Genomic DNA, 15,220 nt, shown 5'->3' on the forward strand with positions numbered 1-15,220 from the left:
GGTGCAGCAATGAGCGAGCGAGCGCAGCACGGCGGGTTCCCGAGGTACGAGCCCGCGGTGGTCGGCCCGGACTACGCGCCGCTGATCGAGGCGTTGCGGACGGTGCAGGACCTGGCGGTCTCGACCGACATGCCCGACGACGTCACCGCGCGCGCCCGGGAGACAGCGCAGGAACTCGTCGCGATCATGGCGCCGTACGCGGTGCCCGAGGGGCGCTCACCGGCCGGCCGGCTCCCGCGATTGCCGGGGCGGGGAAGCCTGCTGAACCCGCCGTGGACCATCGACGAGTTCGGCCCCGAGGGTGTGCGCATCGGCGGGACGTTCCGACGCTTCCACCTCGGCGGCAACGCAGCAGCTCACGGCGGTGTGATCACCCTGCTGTTCGACGACCTGGTGGGGCTCACGCAATTCGCCCACGACCGCCCGATCGGGCGCACCGCGTTCCTGCACGTGAACTACCGCAAGGTCACCCCGCTCGACACCCCGCTCACCGCCCGCGCCCGCGTGGACCGGGTGGAGGGGCGCAAGACCTTCATCACCGCCGAACTCCTCGGCCCTGCCGAACCAGCCGACCCTGCTCAGCCCGCCGAGCCCGCCGTCCTCGCCGACTGCGAGGCGCTGATGGTGGCCCTGCACCCCTGGCAACCGTGATCGCCGCCGCCGCGACCCGAGCCGGCTACGGGATCGAGGATCTGATCGGGTCGTCGCACGTGGTGTCGCTACCGATGCGAGTTCGCTTCCGCGGCATCACCGTTCGCGAGGCCATGGTGTTCGAGGGGCCCGCCGGATGGGGTGAGTTCGCGGCCTTCACCGAGTACGACGACGCCGTGGCGGCGCCCTGGCTCGCTTCCGGGGTCGAGGCGGCCGTACTCGGCCTGACGACGCCGACAACGGCTGTGCAGGTGCGTGATTCGGTGGCGATCAATGCGACGGTCCCGGCCGTCCACGCCGACCAGGTGCCCGCCGTTCTGGCGCGGTACCCCGGCGCGGTCACCGCGAAGGTCAAGGTCGCCGAGCCGGGCGGCACCCTCGCCGACGACGTGGCGCGGGTCGAGGCCGTGCGCGCACGGGTGCCCACGGTGCGCGTCGACGCCAACGGCGGCTGGAGCGTCGAGCAGGCAGCCGCGGCGTTGCGAGCGCTGACCGAGTCGGGCGAGTTGGAGTACGCCGAGCAGCCGTGCGCCACGGTCGAGGAGCTTGCCCGCGTGCGCGAGCTGGTGCCCGGGGTGCGGATCGCCGCGGACGAGAGCATTCGCCGGGCCGCGGACCCCCTGCGGGTGGTTCGCGCGGGGGCCGCGGACGTCGCGGTGGTGAAGGTGGCCCCGCTGGGCGGCGTGCGGGCCGTGGCGGCGCTGGCGAGGGAACTGGCGGAGTTCGGCGTACCGATCGTGATCTCGAGTGCACTCGACACCGCCGTCGGCATGAGCGCGGGACTGGTTGCGGCAGCATCGCTTCCGCTCGTCGACGGGGTGGAACCGGCGAGCGGGCTCGGTACCGGGCAGCTGTTCGAGCGGGACCTGGTGGACCCGTCGTCGATCGGGCGGGTGCCCGACGCGGGGCGCCTGGCGGTGCGCGTGGCCACACCCGATCCGGCGGCTCTGAGCGCACTCGCAGCACCGGCGGACAGGCGTCTGTGGTGGCACGCGCGAGCCCGACGGGTGTGGCAGGAAATGGGGTAGCGTTCGGCCCGACCCGCCCAGAGCCGACCGAAGGATTGTTTTCCGTGGCACCACTGAGTGATTCCCTGCTCGCCGAGAGCGCCCGCCCCGCCGTCGAGGCCGATGTGCGCTCCCTGATCGACGCCGAGGTCTCCGACAAGGGCCTGACCGTCAAGGCCGTGTACGGCACCGTCAAGAAGATCGGCCCCTCCGTGATCGAGGACGCCGTCACCAAGCTGTGGCCCGGCTTCGTCGAGCAACTCGACCCGTTCTGGCAGCAGTACTCCGCCGCGCCCACGGGCACCTTCGGCGAGTACCTCGTGGCCAACGCCGATGCCGCCGCCGATGCTCTGCTGTCGGTGACGGATTCGCGCATCGACCAGACGAGCAAGAGCGCGATCAAGAAGGGCTACTCCTCGCTGCGACCGTCCGCGAAGAAGAACGTGGGCGAGGCCCTTCCCCGCATCGGCGAACTGGTTCAGAAGTACGCGGGCTGACACCCCGTCGCTACCGGCTGTCGTCGGCATCTGGTAGCAAGAGTGACCATGAGCACACTTGATCTCTCGCCCAGCGCCGAGCGTGACAGCGGTTCCGAGCGTGACGGCAGTTCCGAGCGTGACAGCGGTGCCGGGGGCGAGGGCACGCCGGTTCACGACGCGATCATCATCGGCGCAGGTTTCTCCGGCATCGGCATGTCCATCGCCCTGGACCGGTGCGGGATGCGCGATCATCTGCTGATCGACGAGGCCGAGGACGTCGGCGGCACCTGGAAGTGGAACCACTATCCGGGTGTCGCCGTCGACATCCCGTCGTTCTCGTACCAGTTCTCCTTCGCCCCGCGCTCGGACTGGTCGCGGACCTACGCGCCCGGTGAGGAACTGCTGCAGTACGCACGTGACCTGGCCGTTCGGCACGACATCAACCGGCGAGCGCGCTTCGGTCGCCGCGTGGCCCGCACGGTGTGGAGCGAGAGCGAGCACACCTGGACCGTGGTGACCACCAGCGGCGAGCAGTACGTGGCCCGCCACCTGGTGGTGGCCACCGGAGCTCTGAGCCAGCCGAAGATGCCGACCATCGCCGGGCTCGACAGCTTCGCCGGGCCCGTCGTGCACACTGCGCGGTGGGACGACGCGCTCGACGTCACCGGCAAGCGCGTGGCGATCATCGGTACCGGCGCGTCGAGTGTGCAGGTGGTTCCGGCGCTCGCGCCGCTGGTGGAACACCTCGACGTGTACCAGCGCACCCCGATCTGGTGTCTGCCCAAGCCGGATGTCGCACTCAACAACAGTGCCCGCACGGCCCTGCGCCGCGTTCCCGGCCTCGCCCGCGTTGCCCGGCTGCTCAGCCAGAGCTTCGTCGAGGTGACCTTCCCCCTCGCCGCCCACTACCACTCCCTGCTGGGTGTCTCGCGGTACGGCGAGAAGGCCGGCCACTCGTACATGCGCAAGACCATCACCGACCCCGAGTTGCGCGCCAAGCTCACCCCGCAGTACTCGCTGGGGTGCAAGCGCCCCAGCTTCTCCAACACCTACCTGCCCGCGTTCAACCGCGAGAACGTCTCGCTGCTGACCGAGGGGATCGATCGGATCGAGTCCGACGCCATCGTGACCGTCGACGGCGTGCGCCACCCGGCGGACATCCTGGTGTGCGCCACCGGCTTCGCCGCGTTCGAGGACAGCAACATGCCGCCGTTCGCCGTGGAGGGCCCGGCGGGGAGCATCACCGAGCGCTGGCACACCGGCGGCTACGGCACCCACGAGGGCTTCGCGGTGCCCGGGTTCCCGAACCTGTTCTGGGCGTTCGGCCCCTACGGCTACAACGGGGCGTCGTACTTCACGCTCATCGAGAACCAGATGGCGCAGCTGACACGCCTGATGAAGCAGGTCGGTGAGCGTCGGGCCACCCGCGTCGAGGTCACCGAGAAGGCCACCGCCGACTACATGAAGCGGATGGTTCGACGCGACGGCCGGCGGGTGTTCGATCAGCCGTCCTGCGCGAGCGCCAACAGCTACTACTTCGGGCCCAACGGGGAGGTGCCGTTCCGGGCCTCCACCACGATCGAGGGCTGGTGGCGTACTCGCCACGTGCCGGCCTCGCGCTACCGATTCGAGACCAGCGCCACCGCGGCGAAGGTCGGCGGCGTCAGCCCTGCGGCGCGTCGGGCCGGGTGAGTCGGCGGACCGGCGGCGTCAGTCCCCACTGATCGCGCCCTAGTCGGCTGACCGGGGCGAGCTGCTCGAACGAGGGCAGGCCGTCCTCGGCGAGGACGTCGGGGTGCGCGGCGAGGGCAACCACATTGCCCATCACCACCCAGCAGTTGCCCACTTCGATCACTCGGTTCAGCGTGGCCTCGATCGCGACGGGTGATTGCGCCACCCGCGGCGGGCGCACCTTCTCGCTGGGCTCGGACGCCACACCCACCGCCTCGAACTCGCTGGTGGCGGCGTCGAAGTTCGCGGAGGTGGCGTTGACGGCGTCCATCATCGATTCGGTGGCGATGTTGATCACGAACTCGCCCGTCGCCTCGATGTTGCGGACGCTGTCCTTGTGCCCGACCGAGGTGAACTGCACCACCGGCGGTGCTGTGGAGGCCACGGTGAAGAAGCTGTACGGCGCGAGATTGGTCACCCCGTCGACGTCGATCGTGGACACCCAGGCGATGGGCCGCGGCACGATCGAGGCCGTCAACAGGGTGTAGAAGCGGAATGGGTCGATCTCGGCTGGATCGTGGATTGTGCGCACGCTCGTCAGTGTCGCAGACCGCACCGAAGCGGCGGCGGCGCTGTGACAGTCTGGAAGGGTGAACCCGTCCACCCTGCAGGCACGCACCGTCGTCGACGAACTTCATCGCGGCGGCGTTCGTGATGTCGTGCTGTGCCCCGGCTCGCGCAACGCGCCGCTGGCGTTCGCGCTGCAGGCGGCCGACGCGGACGGGCGCATTCGCCTGCACATGCGTATCGACGAGCGCACCGCCGGATTCCTCGCCATCGGCCTGGCGGTGTCGAGTTCGCGTCCGGTGCCGGTGGTGATGACGTCGGGAACCGCGGTGGCCAACCTGGCTCCCGCCGTGCTCGAAGCCAACTATGCGCGGGTGCCGCTGGTGGTGCTCAGTGCCAACCGGCCGTACGAGATGCTCGGCACGGGGGCCAATCAGACCGTCGAGCAGCTGGGCATCTTCGGCACCCAGGTGCGCGCCGCCATCAGCCTGGGGTTGGCCGAGCACCCAGACGACGCTGGTGCGGCGGACCTGCAGAACAGCCGATGGCGGTCGGCGGTGTGCCGGGTGCTGGCGGCCGCGCGCGGCACCCGCTCGGGCAACGCCGGCCCGGTGCACTTCGACGTTCCTCTGCGCGAGCCGTTGACACCGGACTCGCTCGAACCGGGCCCCGACACCGGCCGCGCCGGCGGTCTGCCGTGGACGTCCACGCAGTACGCCACCCTCGACGTGCCCGTCGAGATCGACGTGAGCATCCCCACCGTGGTGATCTCCGGCCACGGTTCGGCGCCGCGTCCGGAGCTGGCCGGCCTGCCCACGGTGGCCGAGCCCACCGCGCCCCTGCACGGTGTGCCGCTGAGCCCGCTGGCCCTGACCGAACTGGCGCCGCGTCAGGCGATCATCACCGGGCGCCCCACGCTGCACCGCCCGGTCTCGAGCGTGCTCGCCGACCCGCAGGTGTCGGTGTACGCGCTCACCTCGGGTCCGCGGTGGCCCGACGTCTCCGGCAACGTCATGGCCACCGGCACCCGCGCGGTGGTGGTCGGGGAGCCGTCGCCGCAGTGGTTGGATCGCGCCGCGCAGATCGGCGCCCGCGCCGAGGCGGCCGTGCGTGATGCGCTCGCCGCGCACGACAAGCCCACCGGACTGCACGTGGCCGCGGCGGTGGCGGCCTCGCGTCGAGAGGGAGATTTGCTGGTTCTCGGTGCCTCGAACCCGGTGCGCGACGTCGCTCTGGTCAGTCACCCGCTGCCGGGGGTGCGGGTGCTCTCCAATCGGGGCGTGGCCGGGATCGACGGAACATTGTCGACGGCCATCGGCGCGGCGCTGGCCCACGAGGGTCGCACCACGGCACTGGTGGGGGACCTGACGTTCCTGCACGACGCGTCCGGGTTGCTCATCGGTCCGGGTGAGCCCCGCCCGCGAGAGTTGACCATCGTGGTGGCCAACGACGACGGCGGGGGGATCTTCGAGCTGCTCGAGCAGGGCGATCCGCAGTACGCGGGGGTGTTCGAGCGCGTGTTCGGCACCCCCCACGGGGTGGACCTGGCGCCCCTGTGCGCGGCCTACCGCGCCCAGCACCTGCGGGTGAGCCTGCCGGATCTACCCGCGGCGCTGGACGCGCCTGCCGATGGGATACGGGTGGTCGAGGTGACCACCGAGCGGTCGGGTCTGCGTGAGCTGCACGCGTCCATCCGCCGCGAGATGGCCTGACCCCTACTCGCTGCCGGTGACGGCCTTGCGGGTCTGCTTGGCCTCGCCGTGCACGATCTTGCCGATCATGTCGGTGACCATCGACTCGATCTTGCCGCCGACGAGCGGGAGCTTGACCTCCGCCTGGCCGACGAGGGTCAGAGCGGAACCGGTCTCGGTGGGGGCCAGGGTGAAGGTGCCCTCGACCTTGGCGGGCAGGCCGGTGGAGTACCCGGACAGCGTGCCGTGTGCGGTGTCGCCCACCAGCGGCTGCCAGGTGTCGGTGCGGTGGATCTTCAGATCGCCCCGCATCGCCTTCTGCACGATGCCCGGCAGAACGGCGGCACCGACGTTCTCGGTGACGGCGATGCGAACCTCTCCACCGGGCAGTGCGTCGTATTCCACGGTGGCGCGTTCGGACGCCTCGGCGGCCCGTGTGGCCCAGGTCTTCTCGTCGGTCAATGCCGCAAGGACGGCGGCGGTGGGAGCGTTGAATTGTTCGGTGATGTCGAAGGTGCGAGCCATGGTGACCGACCGTACCGGAGTGCGCGATAGCCTGGCGCGGTGACCGTGCGCCGCGCCCGACTTACCGTCCTGGTGCTCGCAAGTGCGATCTCGGTGCTCTCCGTGCTGCTGGTGGTGGCGGCCTGGCGCAACGATCGCACCATCACCTCGGACGAGGGTACGGCCACCGCGGAGGTGCTCTCGGCGGGGCGTCTGCGCTCGGCGATCAGCTTCGTCACCCCCGACGGCGTCACCCACAACCCGCAGCTGGGAGTGCTGTACCCGACCAATCTGATCGCCGGTCAACGCATCGACGTCGAGTACGCGCGCAGTGAACCCGACCTGGTGCGCGTGGCCGGTCGAGATGCGTCGGTCGCGGTGATTCCCGCCGCGTCGGTGATCGTGGTGACGTGGGCGATCGCGGCCCCGGTGTTGTGGCTGCTGCGCCGCAAGGACGGCTCGAGAGTTCGCTCCGGGGTCGCCCGTTCGTAACGTCGACGTCGGCGGGCGGTCGCGCGGTCTGCGAACACTGATCAACCGTGCGCATCGCAATAGTCGCCGAGTCCTTCCTCCCGTACGTCAACGGCGTGACCAACTCGGTGGTGCGAATCCTCGAGCACCTCGAACGCACCGGACACACCGCGCTGGTGGTCGCCCCCGACACCCCCGGCGACCTCGAACCCGCCCCCACCCACCACCGCGCGACCCCGGTGCTGCGCATGCCGTCGGTGATGGTGCCGCGAGTGAGCACGCTGCCCGTCGGCATCCCCGGCCCGGGCCTGACGGCCGCCCTGCGGCATTTCGATCCGGACGTGGTGCACCTGGCGTCGCCGTTCGCGCTCGGCGCCGGGGGACTGGCCAGTGCCCGCCGCCTCGGCGTACCGACCGTGGCGGTGTACCAGACCGACGTCGCCGGATTCGCCCAGAGCTACGGACTCGGGCTCACCAGCCGCGCGGCGTGGCGCTGGACCCGGCACATCCACCGCGGCGCGAGCCGCACGCTCGCCCCGTCCAGCGCCGCCATGGCCGCGCTCGCCGAGCACGGGATCCCGCGCGTGCACCGGTGGGGGCGCGGGGTCGAGACCGACCGCTTCACCCCCGACGCCCGCTGCGAGAGCACTCGCCGGCACTGGCTGAGCACGACGCCCGGCGCGCGCGCGGTGGTCGGCTTCGTCGGTCGCCTGGCTCCGGAGAAGCACGTCGAGCGGCTCGCGGTTCTGGCCGACGACCCACGCGTGCAGCTGGTGATCGTCGGTGACGGACCAGAACGCGCTCGCCTCGAGGCGCTCATGCCGTCGGCGCTCTTCCTCGGCCAACTCGGCGGCGACGACCTCGCCCGCGCCTACGCCGGCTTCGACGTGTTCGTCCACCCCGGTGAGCACGAGACGTTCTGCCAGACCGTGCAGGAAGCGCTCTCGAGCGGCGTCCCGGCCATCGCCCCGCACGCCGGTGGGCCCATCGATCTGATCGACCACTGCCGGACCGGCTACCTGCTGGGCACCGAGCAGTTCACCGAGCTGCTCCCCGGCGCGGTGGAGTCGCTGCTAGACACCGCCACCCGTCGGCACTTCTCCGAGGCTGCCCGACGCTCGGTGACCGCACGCACCTGGCCGGCCGTCTGTGGCGAGCTGATGGGGCACTACCAGGACGTTCTCGGCTGGGAGCAGGCCGCCGCCGCGTGAGCTGTACCGTCGAGGACGTGTCAGCCACCGGTTCTCGCGCGCAACTCGACAAGAAGCCCCACGAGGTCGCGACCATGTTCGACGGGGTCGCCGAGCGCTACGACCTCACCAACACCGTGCTGTCGTTCGGGCAGGACCGGCACTGGCGTCGTCTGACCCGCGAGTCGCTGAACCTGCGTCCCGGTGAGAAGGTGCTCGACCTCGCGGCCGGCACCGGCGTCTCCACCGTCGAACTCGCGAAGTCCGGTGCCTACTGTGTGGCCACCGACTTCTCCAAGGGCATGCTCGCAGCCGGTGTCTCCCGCGGGGTGCCGATGGTGGCGGGTGATGCGATGGCCCTGCCGTACGCCGACGACGTCTTCGACGCCGCCACCATCTCCTTCGGTCTGCGCAACGTCTCGGACTTCGATGCCGGGCTGCGGGAGATCCGACGCGTGACCCGCCCCGGTGGTCGGTTGGTGGTGTGCGAGTTCTCCACCCCGGTGCTCGCACCCATGCGCACGGTCTACATGGAGTACCTGATGAAGGCTCTGCCGGCCGTGGCCCGCGCCGTCAGCAGCAACCCCGATGCCTACGTCTACCTAGCCGAGTCGATTCGGGCGTGGCCGGATCAGGCCGCGCTCGCACGGCGCATGCACGCCGCCGGCTGGCGCGAGGTCAGGTGGCGCAATCTCACCGCCGGGATCGTCGCCCTGCACCACGCGGTGAAGTAGCTCAGGTGAACGGCGGGCGTGAATCGAGCGCGCTCGATCCGCGTCCGGCCAGACGCCACACTCGGGCGACAGTGTCGTGGTCCGCCTCGGTGACCAGGTTGCCCATGCAGCGCACGGCGATGCGCATCAGTGTCGCCGAGCGCATCCCGATCGGCCCGGCTGCGGGCAGGAACCATGGCAGGGTCAGCAGTCCCGCGAGGCGACGGGCCACGGAGAAACTGAGGCCGTAGTGCTCGCGCAGCGTCGCGGGCCAGGCGTCGGTGAGGTCGGGCTCGTCGAGCAGCTCCGCCACCAGCCGTCCACCCTCGAGGCCGTAGTCGATGCCCTCACCGTTGAGAGGGTTGACGCATGCTGCGGCGTCGCCGATCAGGGCCCAGTTCTCGCCGGCGATGTTGGACACCGCCCCGCCCATCGGCAGCAGCGCCGAGGCGTAGCGGCGAACCCCGCCGCTGAGCTGCCACTCCTGCTCCCGCTGCGCTGCATACAGTTCCAGCAGCGGTCGCAACGCCGATCCGGCAGGTTGACGGGCCGTGGCCAGGCTGCCCACGCCCAGGTTGACGGTGCCGTCGGCGAGCGGGAACACCCAGCCGTACCCGGCCTGCAGTGTGCCATCGGCGTCGCGCAGCTCGAGGTGGGAGGTGATCCACTCGTCATCGCTGCGACCGGACGTCAGATATGCCCTGGCCGCGACGCCGTACACGGTGTCCCGATGCCACTGCCGGCCCAGCTTGCGGCCGATGGTCGAGCGCACCCCGTCGGCGACGACGAGGCGTTCGCAGGTCACCGTCCGCGGCCCGTCGGCCGTGTCGAACGTCACGCTGCGAACTCTGCCACCGGAGATCTCCACGTCGACCGCTCTGGCCCCCTGCACCATCGTCGCGCCGGCGTCCACGGCTGCGCGGCGGATCCCGTCGTCGAGATCGGTGCGGGTCACAGCGCTGCCGACGGCCGGCAGCGACCCGCCGGGCCACTCCAGTTCGAGCCGACGGCCGAAGCCCGTCAGCCGCAGGCCACGGTTGCGGGCGCGCCCGAGAATCCAGTCGCCGATGCCGAGTCGGTCCAGTTCGGCCACTGCCCGCGGAGTGAGACCGTCGCCGCACGTCTTGTCCCGCGGAAACGTCGCCGAATCGACCAGCAGAACATCGTGACCTGCACGAACAGCCCAGACGGCCGCCGACGAGCCCGCCGGACCGGCGCCGATCACCACCACGTCACCGTGCGCTGGCAGGGGTGTGGCGACTGCATCTTGTCCGGCGGTCATGGTTCCATCATCCCCAACCAGTACGGTTATAGGTGTCCGGCTTGCTGACGCGGGGTCGAATCGAGGGACGGTACAGGTCAAGTGACCAGAGCGGAGCAGCACTCGGTGGAGCGGTTACAGCAGGACGGGCCCACCATCGCGGCGGGAGTGGACCTCGCCGACGCGGACGTGGCGGCCACCGTGCGCGCGGGCCTCGAGCGCGTCGAGGCGCTGATCGTGGAGGAACTATCGAGCGGCGAGGAGTTCCTCATCGAGGCGGCCCTGCACCTGGCGGAGGCCGGCGGCAAGCGGTTCCGGCCGCTGTTCACCATCCTCTCCGCTCAGCTCGGGCCCAAGGCGGACAGCCCCGACGTGATCACCGCGGCCGCCGTCGTGGAGATGGTCCACCTGGCCACCCTCTATCACGACGACGTGATGGACGAGGCTCCCATGCGCCGCGGCGTCCCCAGCGCCAACGCCCGATGGGGCAACAGCGTCGCCATCCTCGCCGGGGACTACCTCTTCGCGCACGCCTCGCGACTGGTGTCCACACTCGGCCCGTCCGCGGTGCGCATCATCGCCGAGACCTTCGCCGCCCTGGTCACCGGGCAGATGCGCGAGACCATCGGCCGCCGCGAGGGCCAGGACCCGGTCGAGCACTACCTGACCACCGTGTGGGAGAAGACGGGCTCGCTTATCGCCACGTGTGGGCGTTTCGGTGGCACGTTCTCCGGCGGCGACGACGAGCACATCGGTCGCCTCGAGCGACTCGGCGACGCAGTCGGCACCGCCTTCCAGATCTGCGACGACATCATCGACATCTCCTCGGCGCAGGAGCAGTCGGGCAAGACTCCCGGCACCGACCTGCGCGAGGGTGTGCACACCCTGCCGGTGCTCTACGCCCTGCGCGACGACGGCCCCATCGGCGAGCGTCTGCGGGTGCTGCTGGACGGTCCGGTCACCGACGACGACACGCTCGCCGAGGCTCTCGACCTGCTCGGTCGTTCACCCGGCATGGTCGCGGCGCGACGTACGCTGGACGAGTACGTGGGCAAGGCGCGCGCCGAACTGGCGGCACTGCCGCAGGGTCCGGCCAACGATGCCATCGCCCACCTCGTGGAATACACGGTGGCACGCGTCGGCTGAGAACACGCGCATCGGCGCAGAGTCCGTCGACGCGGTCGGGAGAACGCACATGAAGGTCGCGAACCAGCTCAGAACGTTCGGATTGCTGGTCGGCATGTCGGCGCTGATCGTCTTCGTCGGCTCGCTGTTCGGCAGTCGGACCATCCTCGTCGGATCCGTCGTGCTGGCCGTCGCGGTCAACGGGTGGGCGTACTTCAACAGCGACAAACTCGCACTGCGATCCATGCGGGCGCAGCCGATGTCCGAGGTGCAGTATCCGCGGGTGTACGCCGTGGTGCGGGAGTTGGCCACCGCGGCACGCCAACCGATGCCGCGGCTCTACATCAGCCCCACCAATGCACCCAACGCCTTCGCGACCGGGCGCAACCCGCGCAACGCGGCGGTGTGCTGCACCCAGGGGATCCTCGATCTGCTCGACGAGCGTGAGCTGCGCGGGGTGTTGGGGCACGAGCTCTCCCACGTCTACAACCGCGACATCCTCATCTCGTCCATCGCCGGTGCCATGGCCGCGGTGATCTCCGGGCTGGCCAACCTCGCGTACTTCGCCGGCGCCTTCGGCGGCAACCGAGGCAACGGCAACGGCCCGAACCCGATCGCCCTGATGCTGGTGGCACTGCTCGGACCCGTCGCCGCCACCCTGGTGCGGCTGGCGGTCTCGCGCACACGCGAGTACCAGGCGGACGAGTCCGGCGCGGAACTCACCGGTGACCCACTGGCGCTGGCGTCGGCACTGAACAAGCTCGCCCACGGCACCGCCCTGGCCCCGCTGCCGCCGGAGCCGCAGATCGCCGCGCAGTCACACCTGATGATCGCGAACCCGTTCCGCCCCGGCGAAGGGATGTCGCGACTGTTCTCCACCCACCCGCCGATGGATCAGCGCATCGACCGGCTGGTGCGGATGGCGCGCGGTGAGCGGTGACGGGATTCAGCGGTAGTTGACGAACTGCAGGGCGATGCCGAAATCCTCGCCGCGCAGCAGCTGCTGAACAGCCTGCAGGTCGTCGCGCTTCTTGCTGCTCACGCGCAGTTCCTCACCCTGGATCTGCGCCTTGACCCCCTTGGGCCCCTCGTCGCGGATCTTCTTGGAGATCTTCTTGGCGTTCTCGGAACTGATGCCCTGCACGAGCGTGCCGGTGATCTTGTAGACCTTGCCGGACTGCACCGGCTCGCCGGCGTCGAACGCCTTCAGGGAGATCTCGCGCCGGATCAGCTTCTCCTTGAACACCTCGAGGGCGGCCTGTACCCGTTCCTCCGCCTCCGCGGTGAGCACGATCGTCTCGTCTCCGGACCACTCGATCGATGCGCCGGTGCCGCGGAAATCGAAGCGGGTGGACAGTTCCTTGCCCGCCTGATTGAGCGCGTTGTCGACCTCCTGGCGATCAACCTTGCTCACGATGTCGAACGACGAATCGGCCATCGGGTGACTCCTGTTCTGCTCGCCCCCATCAGCGCGCGCGGCCGTTGCGAGCCGGGTTGCATCCGGGGGGTTGGGTCGTTGTACAGTTCTCATCGCGCCGAGAGCGCACCCGGCAGATTGCCCGAGCGGCCAATGGGAGCGGACTGTAAATCCGTCGGCTTATGCCTACGTAGGTTCGAATCCTACATCTGCCACCCGAACGGCCCCGGCGGGTATCTCGCCGGGGCCGTTCGCGTCTCCGGGCCGGTCGACCTGCCGGTTTGTCGTCCGCGGCCACCCGTGTGTAACCTTCGGAAGGCTTCGGCGCACGCTCGCGTGCGCGGATCCGGCCCCCTTAGCTCAGTCGGCAGAGCGTTTCCATGGTAAGGAAAAGGTCAACGGTTCGATTCCGTTAGGGGGCTCGCGGGACCATCGCGCCGGCCGGCGTGAGGCACCGAGGCGGTGTAGCTCAGTCGGTAGAGCAAACGACTCATAATCGTTGTGTCGCCGGTTCAAGTCCGGCCATCGCTACGCAACTGGGATCAGTACTCCCCTACATCCGAAAGCAGGCAGTTCAGTGGCCTCCTCCACAGACGTTCGCCCCAAGATCACTCTGGCGTGCGAGCAGTGCAAGCACCGCAACTACATCACCAAGAAGAACCGTCGCAACGATCCCGATCGTCTCGAGATCAAGAAGTTCTGCCCGAACTGCGGCACGCATCGCGCGCACCGCGAGTCTCGCTGACCTCCGGGTCGTCGATCGGTTCACCGCTAGTGAGTGACGCCTCTCGCCTGAGCGACGCAGAGTTCGATCCGGCCGCGCACGCCGCCGCCAAGGTCGGATTCCATCTTCGCCTCGCCGACCACTACGAGGTCGGCCGCGAGAAGGTTCGCGAGTTCGCGCGCGCTGTGCAGGACGCGCATCCCGCGCACTACTCCGAGGACTCCGCGCGCGAGATCGGACACCCCGACATCGTCGCGCCGCTGACGTTCTTCGCCGTGGCCGCCGTGCAGGCGCAGACCGAGTTCTTCGAGAAGGTCGCCGTCGGATACGACCTGAGCCAGATCATGCAGGCCGATCAGCGCATCGACTTCGCTCGGCCGATCCTCGTGGGCGATCGGCTGACCATCGACGTCCATTTCGAATCGTTCCGGCAGATGGGTGGTAGCGACATCTTCGTCACCCGCAACGTCATCGCCGACGAGCGCGGCGACACGGTGGTCACGTCGTGGACCACCCTCGTCGCGCGTTCCGGCGGTCCGCCGGAGACCTCGTTCCTCGACACGGTGAAGGGTGTGATGATGCATGGCGCTGCGGCAGTTCGCTGACGTCGCCGCGGGGGATGCGCTCCCGCCGAGGACCTACGAGCTCACCCGCGGGGATCTCGTCAACTACGCCGGTGTCTCCGGCGATCCCAACCCCATCCACTGGAGTGACCCCATCGCGCAGAAGCTCGCCGGGCTGCCGTCCGTCGTCGCACACGGGATGCTGACCATGGGCCTGGGCGCGGGCTACGTCACGTCGTGGCTGGGTGACCCGGGTGCGGTCACCGAGTACAACGTGCGGTTCACCAGTCCGGTACTGGTGGCCGAGACCGAGCCGGCCGAGGTGGAGTTCACCGGCAAGATCAAGTCGGTCGACACCGATGCGCGCACCGCGACCATCGCGATCACCGCGCTGCACGGCGGCAAGAAGATCTTCGGCCGCGCGGTCGCCACCGTCCGTCTGGCCTGAGCGCGCGAGCGCACTGCCCGCGGTACGGCTGTGATCAGGGATTTCGTTCGTTCACAGCGGGTGACGTACACTGAGGCTTCCGAGTTCCCTCGGTTCTAGTTCTGCGCGTCCGCGTGCAGGGTGTCCGTGGGGTTGTCGGGACGGTCGGCGTTGTTCGACGCACGACCGGAGGGGCGTAGCTCAAGTGGTAGAGCAACGGTCTCCAAAACCGTAGGTTGCAGGTTCAAGTCCTGTCGCCCCTGCACCGGGTTGACCTCCCGGCGCACCCAACTTGTGACGAGAGGATCGACGGTGAGCGAGCAGCGCGGCACCCGCGGCAGCAGCTCCGACGGCGACGAGCCCGAGGACGCGGCAACCGGGGACGCAGCAACCGGCGGCGTCGCACGACCGACCGGCAGCGTCGCACGACCGACCGGCAAACGGCCTCGTCGCTCGGCCGCTTCGGGTGAGAAAGCCGGATCGGATGCCGAAGGTAAGGGTGTCGCCACCGCCACGCGAGTGGCCAACCGCACCCGCAAGGAGGCCACGGCCCCGTCGCGGAACCCGTTCAAGCGCTTGATCAAGTACATGCGCGAAGTGATCGCGGAACTGCGCAAGGTCATCTGGCCGAACCGCAGGCAGATGGTCACCTACACCATCGTGGTGGTGGTGTTCGTCTCGCTGATGGTCGCCTTCATCAGCGGCATCGACTTGGCGTTCATCAGAGGCGTGACCTGGCTGTTCGGCTGACCGAGCCCG

General features: G+C 69.6%; 18 protein-coding genes and 4 tRNA genes. 18 read left to right on the plus strand and 4 right to left on the minus strand.

The genetic code is table 11. From position 1 onward, the window contains the following. Positions 1-9: 9 nt before the first annotated feature. From ACY48E_RS00700 to ACY48E_RS00715, 4 genes are all read left to right on the plus strand, one after another. A complete protein-coding gene (locus tag ACY48E_RS00700) occupies positions 10-651 on the plus strand; it encodes a PaaI family thioesterase (protein ID WP_462870125.1) in 642 nt (213 codons plus the stop codon). Between the two features lie 74 nt (positions 652-725). Continuing rightward, positions 726-1,679 carry an o-succinylbenzoate synthase gene (locus ACY48E_RS00705; protein ID WP_462870491.1) on the plus strand — a complete coding sequence of 318 codons (954 nt, stop codon included), beginning with the start codon at positions 726-728 and terminating at the stop codon, positions 1,677-1,679. 44 nt (positions 1,680-1,723) lie between these two features. Next, positions 1,724-2,155, plus strand: coding sequence for a DUF6918 family protein (locus ACY48E_RS00710; protein ID WP_462870126.1), 432 nt, complete (start codon positions 1,724-1,726; stop codon positions 2,153-2,155). Between the two features lie 48 nt (positions 2,156-2,203). After that, complete coding sequence (locus tag ACY48E_RS00715; protein ID WP_462870127.1) at positions 2,204-3,829, plus strand: flavin-containing monooxygenase; 1,626 nt, start codon at positions 2,204-2,206, stop codon at positions 3,827-3,829. Here the strand turns inward: ACY48E_RS00715 and ACY48E_RS00720 are convergent. Continuing rightward, on the minus strand, positions 3,801-4,400 hold the full coding sequence (locus ACY48E_RS00720) for a flavin reductase family protein (protein WP_462870128.1): 600 nt from the start codon (positions 4,398-4,400) through the stop codon (positions 3,801-3,803). The two genes, ACY48E_RS00715 and ACY48E_RS00720, sit on opposite strands and share 29 nt — an antisense overlap. 58 nt (positions 4,401-4,458) lie before the next feature. On the opposite strand from ACY48E_RS00720, the gene menD reads away from it, so the two are divergent. After that, a complete protein-coding gene (gene menD / locus ACY48E_RS00725) occupies positions 4,459-6,087 on the plus strand; it encodes a 2-succinyl-5-enolpyruvyl-6-hydroxy-3-cyclohexene-1-carboxylic-acid synthase (protein ID WP_462870129.1) in 1,629 nt (542 codons plus the stop codon). Between the two features lie 3 nt (positions 6,088-6,090). On the opposite strand, the gene ACY48E_RS00730 is transcribed toward menD, so the two are convergent. Further along, on the minus strand, positions 6,091-6,591 hold the full coding sequence (locus ACY48E_RS00730; RefSeq protein WP_462870130.1) for a DUF2505 domain-containing protein: 501 nt from the start codon (positions 6,589-6,591) through the stop codon (positions 6,091-6,093). Between the two features lie 39 nt (positions 6,592-6,630). On the opposite strand from ACY48E_RS00730, the gene ACY48E_RS00735 reads away from it, so the two are divergent. From ACY48E_RS00735 to ACY48E_RS00745, 3 genes are read left to right on the plus strand one after another with little or no spacing between them, the layout of a single operon-like run. Then, on the plus strand, positions 6,631-7,062 hold the full coding sequence (locus ACY48E_RS00735; RefSeq protein ID WP_462870132.1) for a DUF3592 domain-containing protein: 432 nt from the start codon (positions 6,631-6,633) through the stop codon (positions 7,060-7,062). Positions 7,063-7,109: 47 nt separating this feature from the next. Further along, positions 7,110-8,252, plus strand: coding sequence for a glycosyltransferase family 4 protein (locus tag ACY48E_RS00740; protein WP_462870133.1), 1,143 nt, complete (start codon positions 7,110-7,112; stop codon positions 8,250-8,252). A 17-nt stretch (positions 8,253-8,269) separates the two neighbouring features. Then, complete coding sequence (locus ACY48E_RS00745) at positions 8,270-8,965, plus strand: demethylmenaquinone methyltransferase (RefSeq protein ID WP_462870134.1); 696 nt, start codon at positions 8,270-8,272, stop codon at positions 8,963-8,965. A 1-nt stretch (position 8,966) separates the two neighbouring features. Here ACY48E_RS00745 and ACY48E_RS00750 read toward each other — a convergent pair whose 3' ends face one another. After that, the gene (locus ACY48E_RS00750) at positions 8,967-10,226 is read right to left on the minus strand and encodes a geranylgeranyl reductase family protein (RefSeq protein ID WP_462870135.1); all 1,260 of its coding nucleotides are present in this window, start codon (positions 10,224-10,226) and stop codon (positions 8,967-8,969) included. An 81-nt stretch (positions 10,227-10,307) separates the two neighbouring features. Here ACY48E_RS00750 and ACY48E_RS00755 point away from each other — a divergent pair, with 81 nt between their 5' ends. After that, entirely contained in the window at positions 10,308-11,351 is a 1,044-nt protein-coding gene (locus ACY48E_RS00755) for a polyprenyl synthetase family protein (RefSeq protein ID WP_462870136.1), read from the plus strand. Between the two features lie 49 nt (positions 11,352-11,400). Then, entirely contained in the window at positions 11,401-12,270 is an 870-nt protein-coding gene (gene htpX, locus ACY48E_RS00760) for a zinc metalloprotease HtpX (protein WP_462870137.1), read from the plus strand. 6 nt (positions 12,271-12,276) lie between these two features. Here htpX and ACY48E_RS00765 read toward each other — a convergent pair whose 3' ends face one another. Continuing rightward, positions 12,277-12,768: a YajQ family cyclic di-GMP-binding protein gene (locus ACY48E_RS00765; protein ID WP_462870138.1), complete on the minus strand. Its 492-nt coding sequence runs from the start codon at positions 12,766-12,768 to the stop codon at positions 12,277-12,279. A 111-nt stretch (positions 12,769-12,879) separates the two neighbouring features. Here ACY48E_RS00765 and ACY48E_RS00770 point away from each other — a divergent pair. From ACY48E_RS00770 to secE, 8 genes are all read left to right on the plus strand, one after another. After that, positions 12,880-12,962: transfer RNA gene (locus tag ACY48E_RS00770), tRNA-Tyr, on the plus strand. A 134-nt stretch (positions 12,963-13,096) separates the two neighbouring features. Next, positions 13,097-13,169: transfer RNA gene (locus tag ACY48E_RS00775), tRNA-Thr, on the plus strand. A gap of 36 nt (positions 13,170-13,205) precedes the next feature. Further along, positions 13,206-13,278: transfer RNA gene (locus tag ACY48E_RS00780), tRNA-Met, on the plus strand. A gap of 46 nt (positions 13,279-13,324) precedes the next feature. Further along, positions 13,325-13,492 carry a 50S ribosomal protein L33 gene (gene rpmG / locus ACY48E_RS00785; RefSeq protein ID WP_188543351.1) on the plus strand — a complete coding sequence of 56 codons (168 nt, stop codon included), beginning with the start codon at positions 13,325-13,327 and terminating at the stop codon, positions 13,490-13,492. A 29-nt stretch (positions 13,493-13,521) separates the two neighbouring features. Beyond that, on the plus strand, positions 13,522-14,076 hold the full coding sequence (hadA, locus tag ACY48E_RS00790; protein WP_462870139.1) for a (3R)-hydroxyacyl-ACP dehydratase subunit HadA: 555 nt from the start codon (positions 13,522-13,524) through the stop codon (positions 14,074-14,076). Next, positions 14,054-14,482, plus strand: coding sequence for a (3R)-hydroxyacyl-ACP dehydratase subunit HadB (hadB, locus tag ACY48E_RS00795; protein WP_462870140.1), 429 nt, complete (start codon positions 14,054-14,056; stop codon positions 14,480-14,482). The genes hadA and hadB overlap by 23 nt, the downstream gene beginning before the upstream one ends. 169 nt (positions 14,483-14,651) lie before the next feature. Next, positions 14,652-14,724, plus strand: a tRNA-Trp gene (locus ACY48E_RS00800). 49 nt (positions 14,725-14,773) lie between these two features. Next, the gene (secE, locus tag ACY48E_RS00805; protein WP_462870141.1) at positions 14,774-15,211 is read left to right on the plus strand and encodes a preprotein translocase subunit SecE; all 438 of its coding nucleotides are present in this window, start codon (positions 14,774-14,776) and stop codon (positions 15,209-15,211) included. The last annotated feature ends 9 nt before the right edge of the window (positions 15,212-15,220 follow it).

It is taken from the genome of Rhodococcus sp. AZ1, from assembly GCF_054979605.1.